Origin of the sequence: Janthinobacterium sp. SUN026 (assembly GCF_030397625.1) — a bacterium.
Classification (GTDB): domain Bacteria; phylum Pseudomonadota; class Gammaproteobacteria; order Burkholderiales; family Burkholderiaceae_D; genus Janthinobacterium; species Janthinobacterium kumbetense.
In genome coordinates, this window is the sequence record NZ_JAPQNU010000001.1 from 1,973,150 (window position 1) to 1,988,343 (window position 15,194).

The 15,194-nt window shown below is 66.5% G+C and carries 9 protein-coding genes; 4 read left to right on the forward strand and 5 right to left on the reverse strand.

The annotated features are described in order from the left end of the window. Positions 1–28: 28 nt before the first annotated feature. The 3 genes from serB to OX459_RS09060 form a co-directional block, all read right to left on the reverse strand. Entirely contained in the window at positions 29–871 is an 843-nt protein-coding gene (gene serB / locus OX459_RS09050; RefSeq protein ID WP_289904838.1) for a phosphoserine phosphatase SerB, read from the reverse strand. 55 nt (positions 872–926) lie between these two features. Beyond that, on the reverse strand, positions 927–4,370 hold the full coding sequence (gene mfd, locus OX459_RS09055) for a transcription-repair coupling factor (protein ID WP_289904706.1): 3,444 nt from the start codon (positions 4,368–4,370) through the stop codon (positions 927–929). Positions 4,371–4,588: 218 nt separating this feature from the next. Next, positions 4,589–5,524 (reverse strand): 5'-nucleotidase, encoded by a 936-nt coding sequence (locus OX459_RS09060; RefSeq protein ID WP_077405756.1) that lies wholly within the window; start codon positions 5,522–5,524, stop codon positions 4,589–4,591. 339 nt (positions 5,525–5,863) lie between these two features. On the opposite strand from OX459_RS09060, the gene OX459_RS09065 reads away from it, so the two are divergent. The 4 genes from OX459_RS09065 to OX459_RS09080 all read left to right on the forward strand — a co-directional run bounded on the left by OX459_RS09065 (position 5,864) and on the right by OX459_RS09080 (position 13,339). Further along, positions 5,864–7,639: a methyl-accepting chemotaxis protein gene (locus OX459_RS09065; RefSeq protein ID WP_289904707.1), complete on the forward strand. Its 1,776-nt coding sequence runs from the start codon at positions 5,864–5,866 to the stop codon at positions 7,637–7,639. Positions 7,640–7,994: 355 nt separating this feature from the next. Further along, complete coding sequence (locus OX459_RS09070; RefSeq protein ID WP_289904708.1) at positions 7,995–9,593, forward strand: methyl-accepting chemotaxis protein; 1,599 nt, start codon at positions 7,995–7,997, stop codon at positions 9,591–9,593. Positions 9,594–9,703: 110 nt separating this feature from the next. After that, complete coding sequence (locus tag OX459_RS09075) at positions 9,704–10,510, forward strand: EAL domain-containing protein (protein ID WP_289904709.1); 807 nt, start codon at positions 9,704–9,706, stop codon at positions 10,508–10,510. A gap of 99 nt (positions 10,511–10,609) precedes the next feature. Continuing rightward, positions 10,610–13,339 (forward strand): winged helix-turn-helix domain-containing protein, encoded by a 2,730-nt coding sequence (locus tag OX459_RS09080; protein WP_289904710.1) that lies wholly within the window; start codon positions 10,610–10,612, stop codon positions 13,337–13,339. Positions 13,340–13,342: 3 nt separating this feature from the next. On the opposite strand, the gene OX459_RS09085 is transcribed toward OX459_RS09080, so the two are convergent. Continuing rightward, a complete protein-coding gene (locus tag OX459_RS09085) occupies positions 13,343–14,254 on the reverse strand; it encodes a lipase secretion chaperone (protein WP_289904711.1) in 912 nt (303 codons plus the stop codon). 10 nt (positions 14,255–14,264) lie between these two features. Then, positions 14,265–15,179: a triacylglycerol lipase gene (locus OX459_RS09090; protein ID WP_289904712.1), complete on the reverse strand. Its 915-nt coding sequence runs from the start codon at positions 15,177–15,179 to the stop codon at positions 14,265–14,267. Positions 15,180–15,194: the final 15 nt, after the last annotated feature.

A 15,194-nucleotide genomic window follows, 5' to 3' on the forward strand; every position in this document is an offset into this window, starting at 1 on the left:
CGCGCACCGTCCGCCAGATGGCGCCGACTCAGGTCAATACGTTGAGCAAGCCATCGAGTCCCACGAAGTTCAGCGCCACGTCGGCCTGCGAGCGCACCACGGGCTTGGCGCGGAAGGCCACGGACAGGCCGGCGATGCCCATCATTTTCAAGTCGTTGGCGCCGTCGCCCATGACGATGGCTTCGGACGGGGAAATGCCCAGCTCCGCGCAGACTCTTTCCACCGTGCGCTGCTTTTCCTCGGCGTCGACGATGCCGCCTAACACCTTGCCCGTCAGCTTGCCGTCGACGATTTCCAGTTCGTTCGCATGCGTGTAGTCGAGGCCCAGGCGCTCTTTCAGGCGCTCCGTGAAGAAGGTGAAGCCGCCCGACACCAGCAGGGTTTTCAGGCCCGCCTTCTGCACGGCCGCCAGCATGGTTTCCGCACCCGGCGACAGTTTTAACCGTTCATCGTAGACGCGCTGCAGGGCCGACGCGTCGAGGCCTTCGAGCAGGGCCACGCGCTGTTTCAGGCTGGAGCTGAAATCGAGTTCGCCCCGCATGGCCGCTTCCGTGATGGCCGCCACCTGCGGTTTCAAGCCCTGCATGTCGGCGATTTCATCGATGCACTCGATGGTGATCAGGGTCGAATCCATGTCCATCGCCACCAGCTTGAATTCGCTGAGCTCGCGCTGGCCCATCATGTAGGTGGCGTCCAGCTGCGCCGCCTGGGCCGCCACTTCGATGGTGGGGCGCAGCGCGGGCGAGTAGGCGATCTGCTCGCAGCGCACGGCGTTCGGGCCCAGGCGCGTGATGGACGTGGGCGCGGCCAGCGCGGCGATGCGCTCGAGGCGGGCGCTATCGCCGTCCAGACCCTGCAGGATCAGATTCATGGTGATGGTCTTGGTATTGGTCATGGGTCAGCCCTGCATAAATGATAGGAATAGTCTAAACCGTCAATTGCTTGATGGTGGTCTTGATCTGCGTCACGCGCGCGGCCAGGTCCGGCATGGCGGCCGTGATTTTCAGCTTGTCCTGGCCATGCAGCTTGATATGGCGGTTCTTCTGGATCAAGTCGATGATGCGCATCGGGTCGATGGGCGGCTTGGCCATGAATTGCAGGGTGGCCGCCTCGCCATGCACGTCGATCTTGACGATGCCCACGGTTTTCGCGGCGATGCGCAGGCGGTGCGTCTCGACCAGGGCCTTGACGGCGTCGGGCAGCTTGCCGAAGCGGTCGATCAGCTCTTCCTGGATATCGTCGATCTTGTCCTGCGTGGCGCAGTTGGCCAGGCGCTTGTAGATCGACAGGCGCTCGTGCACATCGCCGCAGAAGTCGGCTGGCAGCAGGGCCGGCACGTGCAGGTTGATCTCCGTCGTCGACGCCAGCGGCGCGGCCAGGTCCGGCTCCTTGCCCGCTTTCAGCGAGCGCACGGCTTCGTTGAGCATGTCCGAATACAGCTGGAAGCCGATTTCCGTCATCTCGCCGGACTGGCTCTCGCCCAGCACTTCGCCGGCGCCGCGGATTTCCAGGTCGTGCATGGCCAGGTAAAAGCCGCTGCCCAGTTCTTCCATCTGCTGGATGGCGTCCAGGCGGCGCTGCGCCAGCTTGGTCAGGCCCTGCACGTCGTGCACCAGCAGGTAGGCGTAGGCCTGGTGGTGCGAACGGCCGACCCGGCCGCGCAGCTGGTGCAGCTGCGCCAGGCCGAACTTGTCGGCGCGGTGCATGATGATGGTGTTCGCCGTCGGCACGTCGATGCCCGTCTCGATGATCGTCGTGCACAGCAGGATGTTGAAACGCTGGGCGACGAAGTCGCGCATGACTTTTTCCAGATCGCGCTCGTGCATCTGGCCGTGCGCCACGGCGATGCGCGCCTCGGGCAGCAATTCCGTCAGCATGGCCAGGCGGTTCTGGATGGTTTCCACCTCGTTGTGCAGGAAGTAGATCTGGCCGCCCCGTTTGAGTTCGCGCAAACACGCTTCGCGGATGATGGCTTCGCCTTCGCTGCGCACGAACGTCTTGATGGCCAGGCGCTTTTGCGGCGCCGTGGCGATGATGGAAAAGTCGCGCAAGCCTTCCAGCGCCATGCCCAAGGTGCGCGGGATCGGCGTGGCCGTCAGGGTCAGCACGTCCACTTCCGCGCGCAGGGCTTTCAAGGCTTCCTTCTGGCGCACGCCGAACCTGTGTTCTTCGTCAATGATGACCAGGCCCAAACGGGTAAACTTCACGTCGTCGGACAGCAGTTTGTGCGTGCCGATGACGATGTCGATGGTGCCGTCGGCCATGCCCTTGAACGCTTGCGTGATCTCCTTTCCGCTGCGGAAGCGCGACAATTCCGCGATGCGCACGGGCCAGTCGGCGAAGCGGTCGGCGAAGGTTTGTGCATGCTGCTCCGCCAGCAGGGTGGTGGGCGCCAGGATGGCCACCTGCTTGCCGCCCATGACGGCGATGAAGGCGGCGCGCAGCGCCACTTCCGTCTTGCCGAAGCCGACGTCACCGCACACGAGGCGGTCCATCGGTTTGCCGGAAGTCATGTCCTTGATGACGTTGTGGATGGCTTCGGCCTGGTCCGGCGTCTCGTCGAAGCCGAAGCTGTCGGCGAAGCGCTGGTAGTCGTGCGACGAGAATTCGAACGAATGGCCCTGGCGCAGCGCGCGCCGGGCGTACAGGTTGAGCAGCTCGGCGGCCGTGTCGCGCACCTGTTCGGCCGCGCGTTTTTTCGCTTTTTCCCACTGGCCCGAACCGAGCGAGTGCAAGGGCGCGTCTTCCGGCGACGCGCCCGAATAGCGGGAAATGACGTGCAGCTGCGATACGGGCACGTACAGCTTGGTGTCCTTCGCGTATTCGAGGTGCAGGAATTCCGTCTCGCCTTCGCCCAGGTCCATGCTGGTCAGGCCCATGTAGCGCCCGATGCCGTGGTTGATGTGCACGACGGGGTCGCCGATCTTCAGCTCCGACAGGTCGCGCACCATCGATTCGACCTGCGTCACGCCTTCCTGTTTCTTGGTGCCGACGCGGCGGCCGGAACCGGCATACAGCTCCGTCTCCGTGATGAAGGATAAATGACCTTCCGGCGTAAACAGTTCGAAGCCCGCATGCAGCGGTGCCACGCCCAGCATCAGCTTGGCGTCGGATTGCAGGAAGCCGTCGCTGCCTTCCACGGGCGTCAGGTGCAGGTCGTATTCGGTGAAGTACTGCTGCAGGGTTTCGCGGCGGCCGTTCGATTCGGCGCAGATCATCACGCGGCGGCCCGCTTGCAGCAAATAGCTGCGCAGGTTCGCCAGCGGGTCGTCGGCGCGGCGGTTGACGGCGATGTTCGGCACGGGGGCCGACAGTTCGGACGCCAGGGCATCGTTCGATTTGGCGATCGCCAGGCGCGGATACGGTTTGGCCAGGCCGAAGAACTGCTCGTCCGACAGGAACAGCGATTCCGGCGGCAGGATCGGCCGCTCGCGGTCGGCTTTTAAGAAGCGGTAGCGCGACTGCGTATCGGTCCAGAAGCGTCCGATGGCCGCATCGATCTCGCCCACCAGGGCCAGCGAGGCGTCGGGCGGCAGGTAATCGAACAGGGTGGCCGTCTGTTCGAAGAACAGGGGCAGGTAGTATTCGATGCCGGCCGAGGCGATGCCGCTGCTGATGTCCTTGTAGACCACGGAGCGCGATGGGTCGCCCTCGAACTGTTCGCGCCAGCGGTTGCGGAAGGTGGTGCGCGCCGCTTCATCCATGGGGAATTCGCGCCCCGGCAGCAAGCGTACCTCGTGCACGGGGTACAGCGAGCGCTGGGTGTCGGCGTCAAAAGTGCGGATGGTTTCGATGGTGTCGCCGAACAGGTCCAGGCGGTAGGGCAGGGCGGAACCCATGGGGAACAGGTCGAGCAGGCCGCCGCGCACCGAGTATTCGCCGGGCGACATCACTTGCGAGACATGGCTGTAGCCGGCCAGGGTCAGCTGCGACTTCAATCGCGCTTCGTCGAGCTTTTCGCCCTTCTTGAAGAAGAAGGTGTAGGCGGCCAGGAAGGATGGCGGCGCCAGGCGCACCAGCGCCGTGGTGGCCGGCACGATCAGCACGTCGCACTGGCGCGTCTGGATTTCGTGCAGGGTGGCCAGGCGCTCGGAGACCAGGTCCTGGTGCGGCGAAAAGGCGTCGTAGGGCAGGGTTTCCCAGTCCGGCAGCAGGTGGCAGCGCAGTTCCTTGCCGCCAAACCACGGGATTTCATCGAGCAGGCGCTGGCCGTCGCTGGCCTGCGCCACCACCACGGCCAGCATCTGGCCCCGCGCTTTTAATTCCAGCGCGGCCAGCGCCAGGGCATAGGCGTCGGATGAACCATACAGGGCGGGCAGCGCGTAGCGGTTGCCGGGCTTGGGGAGGGCTTTTGTTAAGTCTAAGGACATGCAGGCGATGACACTAGTGGCAGAGGCAGTTGAGTGGGACAGCTGTGGTGCGCGCAGCGCCGCCAGTGACGGCGCTGACAGGCGAGATTATAGACCATCACTTATATCTCCGCGCTTGAGAAAACCGTCGCGAGCGGCAGTGATTTGTGGCTAAGAAGCGCAACCGTACTTTAGTACGGTGAGCATCGCAGGCCGCAAAGCACGACGCGCAGCAGGTTTTATCCTGCGCGGACATTCGCGATGCCGAACGGTACATGCACCATCGGGATGGTGCCGCCCGCCGATTTGAGGTGGCTCAATTGATCGTCGAAGAAGATATGCGGCTTGAATACGGCCAGCACGCGCGATTTGTCCATGCCGCCGAGGAAAAACGTCTCGTCGGCCGCCACGCCCCAGCTTTTCAGGGTCGTCACGACGCGCTCGTGCGAGGGCGCGTTGCGCGCCGTGATGATGGCGATGCGCAGGATCTTTTTATAGCCGGGGTCGCGCCGCTGGGCCCTTTCCTCCAGGCGTTGCATGGTGGCCAGCTTCTGGAACAGGCCGGCCAGCGGGCCGGGGCGGTGCGGCGTGCCCACGTTCAGGGTTTCATGGGCGTGGAATTCATCGACGTCATTGTTGCGCTTGAAGACGGTTTCCGCTTCGTCGTCGGCGATCACGCCGTCGAAATCGAAGGCCACGCGCAATTCCTCGTCGTTTTCGTCGTCTTCCGTGCGCGACGGCAGCACCAGGCCGGCCGGATAGTCGCAGGCCAGGGCGCTGCGCACGTCGCCTTCGTTCGCGCTGAGGAACAGCGAGGCATTGAAGGCGGGCAGGTAGGGATACGGCGACTTGCCCGTCATGAAGGCGGCGCGCGAAATGTCCAGGCCGTAGTGAGCGATGCTGTGCATGACGCGCAAGCCCGTTTCCGGCGAATTGCGCGAAAACAGCACCACTTCCACGGGCGACTGGCGCGGGTAGTGCTTGTTGATGTTCAGGAAGCGGCGGATGAAGGGGAAGGCCACGCCGCGCGGCAGAACCGTGTCGATATGCGTCTCCTGGTACTTGCGGTATTCCTCGGGGCCGTTGTCGAGGTAGATCTGGTGCGATTCGGCCAGGTCGAACAGGGCGCTGGAAGCGACCCCGATCACCAGTTTGTGTTCGATAGGATAAGCCATGCTGTACCTGTGGTGTGCGTGTTGACCATCTTATACGACTATTAACTGCGTAGCCAATAGCGGCGCGCGGGGATTTTTTGCACCAAAGCAGGGCATCGAATGGCTTTTCGATGCCACTGTGCAAGGCGCGCCACAGTCAGGAAATAAATATTGATTTGTATCAAGTATGTAGCAGTCAGCGTCTCCGTTTTCCACTATGCTCCTATTATCAAATCTCGCCAATTGTAACGAAGCGTACGCCCCATCCCCGCCACCTTTATACAAGTGTCAGCTGTTTTACTCGAACATGCCAGCCTCAACCTCGCCAGCAAAAATCGTGATTATATAAAGGGCCTAGCCATGTTTAAGAATTTACTGATCAAATGGAAGTTGGCGACGCTCGTCGCCGTGATGATGGCGGCCTTGCTGGTGGTGGGCATCAGCGGTTACACGGGCATCGCCACCGTCGGCCGCGCCGTCAATGAAATCGGCGTCGTGCGCCTGCCGTCGATCCAGGGTTTGATGATGATCAGCGAAGGCCAGACGGCCGTCGCCGCCGCCACCCTGACGGCCGCCATCTATGAAAACAATTATCAGGCACAGGACAAGTTCGCGGAAGCGCTGCAGCTGCGCACGCGCGCCTGGAACAACATCGAGGCGGGCCGCAAGCTGTACGAACCGCTGCCGCAAACGCCTGAGGAAGCCGTGCTGTGGCAGCGCTTCCAGGGCGAGTGGACGGCCTGGAAGGCGGACGACGACAAGGTGCGCGCCATCCTGCGCCAGCTGGCAGATAACCGCGACGAAGCGCGGCAGAAAGAGCTGTTCGTGGGCTTTTACAAGCAGTACCAGGATTCGCGCGCGCTGTTCGGCAAGGCCGAAGGCACGCTCAACGACATCATCAAGCTCAATAACGGCGTGGCCGACGCCAGCGTCAAGGACGGCAGCGCGGCCGTGATTCGCTCGGAAAGCCTGATGGTCATCCTCGGCTTGCTGGCCTCCGCACTGGGCATCGGCTGCGCCGCCTACATCACGCGCGCCATCACGCAGCCGATTAATTCGGCCGTGAAAGTGGCGCAGACGGTGGCCTCGGGCGACCTGACGAGCCAGATCGAGGTGCACACGACGGAAGAAACGGGCCAGCTGCTGCAGGCGCTGAAGGACATGAATTCCAGCCTGGTCAGCATCGTCGGCCAGGTGCGCAGCGGCACGGAGACCATCGCCACGGCGTCGTCGCAGATTGCCAGCGGCAACCTGGACCTGTCCTCGCGCACGGAAGAGCAAGCCAGCTCGCTGGAAGAGACGGCGTCGTCGATGGAAGAGCTGACGTCGACCGTGCGGCAGAACGCCGACAATGCCCAGCAAGCCAACCAGCTGGCGCTGAGCGCCTCGGGCGTGGCCGTCAAAGGCGGCGAAGTGGTGGGCAAGGTGGTCGAGACCATGGACGCCATCAACGATTCGTCGCGCAAGATCGTCGACATCATTTCCGTCATCGACGGCATCGCCTTCCAGACGAATATCCTGGCGCTGAACGCTGCCGTGGAGGCGGCGCGCGCGGGCGAGCAGGGACGCGGTTTCGCCGTAGTGGCGACGGAAGTGCGCAATCTGGCCCAACGATCGGCCGGCGCGGCGAAAGAAATCAAGACCCTGATCGGCGACTCCGTGGTGGCCGTCGACGCGGGCAGCAAGCTGGTGGCCGAGGCGGGCAGCACGATGGCTGAAATCGTCTCCAGCGTGCAGCGCGTGACGGACATCATGGCGGAAATCAGCCTGGCCACGCAGGAGCAAAGCTCGGGCATCGACCAGATCAACCAGGCCATCGGCCAGATGGACCAGGTGACGCAGCAAAACGCGGCCCTGGTGGAAGAGGCGGCCGCCGCGGCCGAATCGCTGCAGGAGCAATCGGGCCAGCTGGCCGAGGTGGTCAGCGTCTTCAAGCTCGATGGCGCCCAGGCGCCTGCCGCGCGCGCAAACGCGAACGCAAAGCCTGCCGCGACGCGCGCCGCGGTGACCGGCGCGGCGCCGAAGCGTCCCGCACCGCGTCCGGTTTCCCGTCCCGCCACGGGCCGCCCGGCCTTGCACGCCGTGCCGTCCCAGCGCCAGAGCGCGCCGCGCGACGACGAGTGGGAAGTGTTCTGATGGCTTGACGGCGCCAGCATGCGCTAACGGACGGCCGCCTTGCGCGGCCGTTTTTACAGGCGCGCACCGGCGCGCGCTGCGGTTTGAACTGCGGTTACTACTTACTAAAAAAACAGCGTTATAAAAATAGCTGTTTTGCCATCTAAGCAAATCTTTTCAAAACTTAACGCGACATTGCTTGTGAGATAACTCACACTGCCTGCCGTACCACCCTTGTTCCCGCCTCGGCCACATCCCGGCTGACCCCTCCGCCTGCTGCGTCCAGCCATTCGTGGCAGGCGGCAGCCATTGCCGTCAGCCTTGCATGCGAGTCCGGCGCGATGACCGATGCACCACACTGAAGGATGCGAAAAAGATGGCAAATATGAAAATCGGCACGCGCCTGCGCTGCTCCTTTGCATTGTTGACCTTGCTGCTGCTGGCCACTGCCGCGCTGGGCATGCTGCGCCTGTCCAGCCTGGAGCTGCGCATGCGCGACGTGATCGACGATAAATATCCGAAGACCGTGCTGGCCAATGACATCATCAAGAATGTCAACATCATCGCGCGTTCCTCGCGCAACCTGCTGCTGATGACGGAGCCGCAGCAGCTGGCGCAGGAACGCGCCACCATCGCCAGGGCGGGCGGCGAGACGGAAAAAGGACTGGCCCAGCTGGACACGGTGGTGCTGTCGCCGCAGGGCCGCACGCTGATGGCGGCCGTGACGCAGGCGCGCGCCACGTTCAACGGCGGGCGCGACAAGGTGCTGGCCCTGCTGGACGAGGGCGCACGCGACGAGGCGACCAGTTTGCTGCTCGGCACGGTGCGCGGCGACCAGCTGCGCTACATGGCGGCGCTGGAAAGCCTCATCGCGCACCAGCACGACCTGATGGAGGAGGCGGGCGCCCAGGTGCGCGCGGAATACGCGACGGCGCGCAACATGATGCTGGCGCTGAGCGCGCTGGCCGTGCTGTTTTCGCTCGTCACCGCCTGGCTGGTCACGCGCAGCATCGTCCATCCGCTGCACCACGCATTGACGGTGGCGCAGACCGTGGCAGCCGGCGACCTGACGTCGACCTTCGGCCGCCATGGCGGCGATGAAACGGGCAAGCTGCTCGACGCGCTGTGTATCATGAACGGCAACCTGCTCGACATCGTGCAGCGGGTGCGCAGCGGCACCGATACCATCGCCACGGCGTCGTCGCAGATCGCGGCCGGCAATATCGACCTGTCGTCGCGCACCGAGGAGCAGGCCAGCTCGCTCGAACAGACCGCGTCGGCCATGGAGGAGCTCAGTTCGACGGTGCAGCAGAACGCGGACAATGCCCGCCATGCCAGCGTGCTGGCCGTCGAGGCGGCGAATATCGCCGGCGCCGGCGGGCAAGCCGTGGGACAGGTGATCCATACGATGGACGCCATCAGCGCGTCATCGGCGCAGATCGCCGACATCATCGGCGTGATCGACATGCTGGCATTCCAGACGAATATCCTGGTCCTGAACGCGGCCGTGGAAGCGGCGCGCGCGGGCGAGCAGGGGCGCGGCTTTGCCGTCGTGGCGACGGAAGTGCGCAACCTGGCGCAGCGCAGCGCGGCGGCGGCGCGCGATATCCGCGCCCTGATCGCCAATTCCACGCAGCAGGTGGACGCGGGCGCGGCCCTCGTCGCGCAGGCCGGCGCCACGATGCGGGACGTGGTGGCGGCCGTGGGACGCGTGAGCCAGATGGTGGCCGACATCACGGCCGCCAGTGCCGAGCAAAGCACGGGCATCGGCCAGGTCAGCCAGGCTGTCGTGCAGATGGATGAAGTGACGCAGCAGAACGCCGCCCTGGTGGAAGAGGCGGCGGCCGCATCGCAATCGCTGGAAGGCGAGGCGGCGAAGCTGCTGCAGGTGGTCAGCGTGTTCCGCCTGCAGCAGGGGCCGGCGCACACCTTGCCGCGCCGGAGCGCGCCGGCCGTGCCGCGCCTGCTGGCCTAGTGGCGCGCCTGGCAAGGTTCTGGCGCGGCTGCGTCGTGCTGTGGCGGGCGCGGTGCCGGGCGCGGGAGGGGCAGGGCGGCAAGCCGAGGGCGTCGGCGCGCAGCCGGGAGTTGCAGGCGCGCCTGGACGGCGCCATCGTCGACGGCGAATTCCGCTTTCACTACCAGGGCAAGTTCGACACGGCGCAGCTGCGCCTGGTCGGCCTGGAAGCGCTGCTGCGCTGGGACCATCCGCGCCACGGCCTGGTCTACCCGAACGAATTCATCGGCCTGGCCGAGCAGACGCAGGCCATCGCCGCGCTGGGCAACTGGGGCATCGATGCGGCCTGCCGCCAGCTGGCGCAGTGGCGCGCGGCGGGCCTGCCCCTGGTGCCGGTCGCGGTGAATGTCTCGGCGCGCCAGCTGTGCCAGCCGCAGTTGCCCGACTTCGTGCTGGACTGCCTGCGGCGCCACGCCATTCCTGCCCGCCTGCTGGAGCTGGAAGTGACGGAAAGCTGCCGCATCGACGACATGGCGCAGGCGGCGCAGGGCTTGCGCCGCCTGCGCGCGCTGGGGCTGGCCCTTTCGCTCGACGATTACGGCACCGGTTATTCGGGCTTGAGCCATGTCCGGATGCTGCCGATTCACACCATCAAGATCGACCGTTCCTTCATCCGCGACGTGGATAGCTGCGGCAGCGACGCCGTGATCGTCGCCTCGACCCTTGCGCTGGCGCGCGGCCTGGGCTTGCAGGCGCTGGCCGAGGGCGTGGAAGACGGTGCACAGCTGGCGCAGTTGCGGCGGCTGGGCTGCCCGCAGGTACAGGGCTTCTATCTGCACCGCCCGGCGCCCGCGGCCGAGGTGGCCGCGCTGCTGTCCGCTGGCCTTGTAACGGTGCCGCAACATGGCGCCATGCGGCATGGCGCGGATGCTCAGTAGAATATGGCCACTGCAAGCCGCGTGCTTTAACACCTACACCCCCACGCAAGAATGATAAACAGTCCCGTCCCGGCCTATGTCTTTGGCCCGTTTCGCCTTTTGCCGCTAGAACGCCTGCTGTTCGAGGGCGACCGCGCGCTGCGCCTGGGCAGCAGGGCCATGGACTTGCTGCTGGCCCTGCTGGAGCGCGCCGGCGACATCGTCGACAAGCATGAACTGGTGGCCATCGTCTGGCCCAATGCCGTGGTCGACGACGCGACCTTGCGCGTGCACCTGGCGGCGTTGCGCAAGGCGCTCGGCGACGGCCGCGACGGCCAGCGCTACATCACCACGATCCCCGGGCGCGGCTACGGCTTCCTGGCGCCGCTGGCGCACACGGGCCGGCCGGCGTCCGGTGCGGCGGGCGCCGAGCCGCGGCATAACCTGCCCGTCATGCTGACGCGCATGCTGGGCCGCGCCGAGGTGCTGCAAACGATGGCCAACCAGCTGCTGCAATTGCGCCTGCTGTGCATTGCCGGCCCGGGCGGCATCGGCAAGACCACCCTGGCCGTCGGCCTGGCCACGCGCGTGCTGCGCCGCTATGCCGACGGCGTGTGTTTCGTCGACCTGTCGCCGCTGGACGAGGGCCGCCTGGTGCCGCTGGCGCTGGCCACGGCGCTGGGGGTGGCGGTGCCGGCCGGCGACGCCATGCCGGTCCTGCTGGCCTACCTGCGCCCGCGCCACATGCTGCTCGTGCTCGATAACTGCGAGCACGTGATCGGCGCGGCCGCCACGCTGGCCGACGCCTTGCTCAAGGGCGCGCCGCTGCTGCACGTGCTGGCCACCAGCCGCGAGCCGCTGCGCCTCACCAGCGAACAGCTGCAGCGCCTGCCCGCGCTGGAATTGCCGCCTGCCGATGCCGTGCCCGATGCGGCGGCCGCCCGGCATTTCTCCGCGGTGCAGCTGTTTTGCGAACGCTGCGCGGCCGTCGACGATGCCTTCGTGCTGGCCGACGCCGACGTGCCCGTGGTGGTGGACATCTGCCGGCGCCTCGACGGCATCCCGCTGGCGCTGGAACTGGCGGCCGGGCGCATCGGCCATTTCGGCCTGCACGAACTGCGCCGCCAGCTCGACGACCGCTTTCGCCTGCTCACGCGCGGCGCGCGCAACATGCCCTTGCGCCACCAGACCCTGCGCGCCACGCTGGACTGGAGCTACGGCCTGCTCGACGCGCGCGAGCGCCAGGCGCTGCAGGCGCTGAGCGTGTTCAGGAGCCGCTTCCGCCTGGAGTCGGCCAGCGCCGTGGCGGGATGCGACGTGTTCGACACACTGGCCGACCTGGCGGCCAAGTCCCTCGTCAGCATCGAGTTTTGCCGCCAGCACGTGTATTACCGGCTGCTCGACACGACGCGCGCCTATGCTGGCGCGCAGCTGTCGGCGGGCGGTGGCGCGGGCGCCGTGCTGCTGCGCCATGCGCGCCATTGCCTGGGACTGGCCGCACGCATCGCCGCCGACTGGGGCTGCATGCCGCCGGCCCACTGGAGCGCGCGCTACGGTCGCCATGTCGACGACCTGCGGGCCGCCATCGACTGGGCCTTCGGCGAGGAGGGCGACGTGGCGCTGGGCGTGGCGCTGACCCTGGCCGCGCAAACCCTGTTCTATCAGCTGTCGCTGATGGATGAATACCGCGTGCGCGTCGAGCGGGCGCTCGAGCGCATGGCCACGCATGCGGTGGACGACCCCGACAGCGAAATGCAGCTGCATGCCTCGCAGGCGCACCTGCTGCTGCATACGCAGGGCATCACCGGCACCATGCTGCGTTCGTTCCAGCGCGGCTATGCGCTGGCCATGCGCACGGACGATGGCAGCCGCCGGGCCGAGGCGATTTGCGGCATGTGGATCTGTTGCCTTAAGCTGGCCGATTTCCAGCGCGCCGACAGTTACGTCATAGAGCTTGCCGTCCTGTGCACAACGCGCGACGACACGGCGATGCACCTGGTGCTGGCGCGCATGCGTTCCGTGGGCGAGTATGTGCAGGGACGCTACGCGCAGTCGGCGGCGCTGGCGCGCATGGTGCTCGCGCATCCCGGGGGCGCGGCGCAGCTGGGCTTCAACAATGCCTTGCTGGCCGATCACCAGGTGTGCCTGCGCGGCACGCTGGCGCGCTGCCTGTGGATGCAGGGCCGCCCCGACGACGCCCTGGCGCTGGCGCGCGAGGCGGTGACGGTGGGCTTCGAGCACAATGGCGTCACGCTGTGCGTGGCGCTGGCCATCCATGCCATTCCCGTCGCCCTGTGGTGCGGGCGGTGGGAACTGGCGCAGGCGTGGACTTGCCTGTTGTGCGAGCACGCGGCCCGCTATGGCTTGTTGTACTGGAGCGCCTGGGGCGCCGCCTACCAGCGCCTGCTCGACGGGGGCGAAGCGATGACGTCATTCCCCTGGCCGTCGGTGCGCAGCTGGCCGATACAGGTCGATTTGATGGCCACCCTGCACGACGCGGCCGCCGATAGCCAGGCGCTGCGGCGCGCGCGCACGGGCCTGGCGCCGTGGAGCGCGCCGGAAGTGCTGCGCCGCGACGCGCACCACCGCTGGCGGGCGCTGGCGCAAGACGATGCGGCCGGGCTGGAAGCGGTGCGGGCGCAGCTGGAAGAAGCGCTGCAGCTGGCCAGGGGCCAGCAGGCGCCGGGCTGGGAACTGCGCTGCGCCACCAGCCTGGCGGCCGTGCTGTTGGCGCAAGGCCGCGGCGCCGCCGCGCACGCCGTGCTGGCCCCTGTGCATGCGCTCTATAGCCAGGGGCGCGACACGACGGACGTGATGGCGGCGGCAGCGTTGCTGGCGCAGCTGGCCTGAGCGCTATTCGTAGGCGCCCAGCCGGCGCTGTTCCTCCGGCGTGAAACTGGCGTCGCGCAGCTGCTGCAGGGCCGCCGCATCCTGCGCGCCGCCGGGCAGGCTGTTTTTTTGCGCCTGGTAGGCGATGATGCGTTGCTGCCACTGCGATTCCTCGCGGTCCAGTTCCGCCAGACGGGCCGCCGCCGCCGGCGTGAAGGTGCTGGCGCGCAGGCGGTAGACTTCATTCTCGCCGCCGCCCTGTGCCCGCAGGGCCTTGACCGATTCATCCAGCCTGGCCACCTGCAGCGGCGCATCGCGCGCGGCGCGCTGGGCCGGCGACATTTTCTGGTCCAGCGCCGTCAGTTGCGCCTGGCGCTGGGCTTCATCGAGCGTCGTGTTGCCGAGGATATCCATGCGCGCCACGGCGTCGTCGTCATACGCGTCGCTGGCGCCGAACAGGCCGGCGCTTTCCTCCGGCGTAAAATAATTGCCGCGCAGGGCGCGCATGGCTTGCAGGCGCGCGCGCGCCGCCACGGCGGGATCGGCCTGCGCCGGCAAGGCCTGTTCCGCGCCGGCCAGCGCCTGCTTGTAGGCCAGATACGCGCCCAGCAGGCGCTTCGCTTCGCGCGCGGGCACGGGCGCCAGGCGCTTGTCCAGCTCCGCCTCGATCTGGCTGCGGATGGCGGCCAGCGGCTTTTCGCCGAGGCCTGCCAGGTAGTAGTCGAACAGGTGGCCCAGTTCCGCATCGACCACCAGCTTGTCGCCGGCGGCCACCGTCACGTCGCCGTCGGGCCGCGTGCCTTGCATCGAGCGCACGAACGCGAACAGGTCCGGTTCCGCCTTTTCCGGCGGCGGGGCGGGCGGCTCGCCCGGGCGCAGCACCAGGTACAGGGCCAGGGCAGCCAGGCTGCCGCCGATGATCCATTTCGCGTGCATGCGCTTCTCCTTACAGTCCCAGGCCTTGCAGGCGGTTGGCTTGCTGGCGGAAGACGGTGACGGGGTTCGTCTCGAACAGGTTGACGATGCCGACGAACTGGTTGACTTCATCGAGGTGGTTCATGGCGTAGTCGTCGCGGATCACCTTGCCCAGGTGGCTGGAGCAGCTGCTCACCAGGCCATCGTTCTTGACGCCGCCGAAGGCCAGGCTGATGGCCGCCAGGGCAGGGTCGCCCACGTCGAGCACGTTCGTGTACGGTTGCGCGCCGCTCCACGAGAAATAGTACACGCCTTGCACCTGGTAGGCGCCTTCGCCGCAGGCGGAGGTGGGCACGCCCTGTGGGTGGCGGCTGTTGAAGGCCAGCGAGCCGGCCGTGGACAGCGACGCCAGCGACGCGCCCGCGTTTTGCGGCAAGCCCTTGTTGCCCGACAAAATGCCGATCAGGGAGGCGAGCGCGTTGCCCAGCGCGCCGCTGGTGTTGGGAATGGCGCCGCTGAGGATATCGGCCACCTTCGAGCCCTTGTTGACGCCGGCCACGCTGGTGACGGACGCCACCAGGTCGGGGCGCACGGAAGCGACATAGCGGGCCGTGGGGCCGCCATGGCTATGGCCGATCAAATTGACTTTGCTTGCCCCCGTGGCGGCGAGGATTTGGCGCACCTGCGATAGCAGCTGCTCGCCGCGCACTTCCGTGCTGTTGGCGGCCGACACGGTGGTCACATACACTTGCGCGCCGCCGCTGCGCAGGGCGGCGGGGACGCCATAAAAATATTCGACGGGACCGAGCTTGTCGAAGCCGAACAGGCCATGCACGAGCACGATCGGGTACTTGGTTTGCGTGTAGCCGGCGGCGCTGGCGCTGCCGGGCAGGATGGCGAGGGAAAACAGCAGGGTGGAAAGCAGTTGCCAGAAGCGAGTCTTCATTTTGTCTCCGTTATG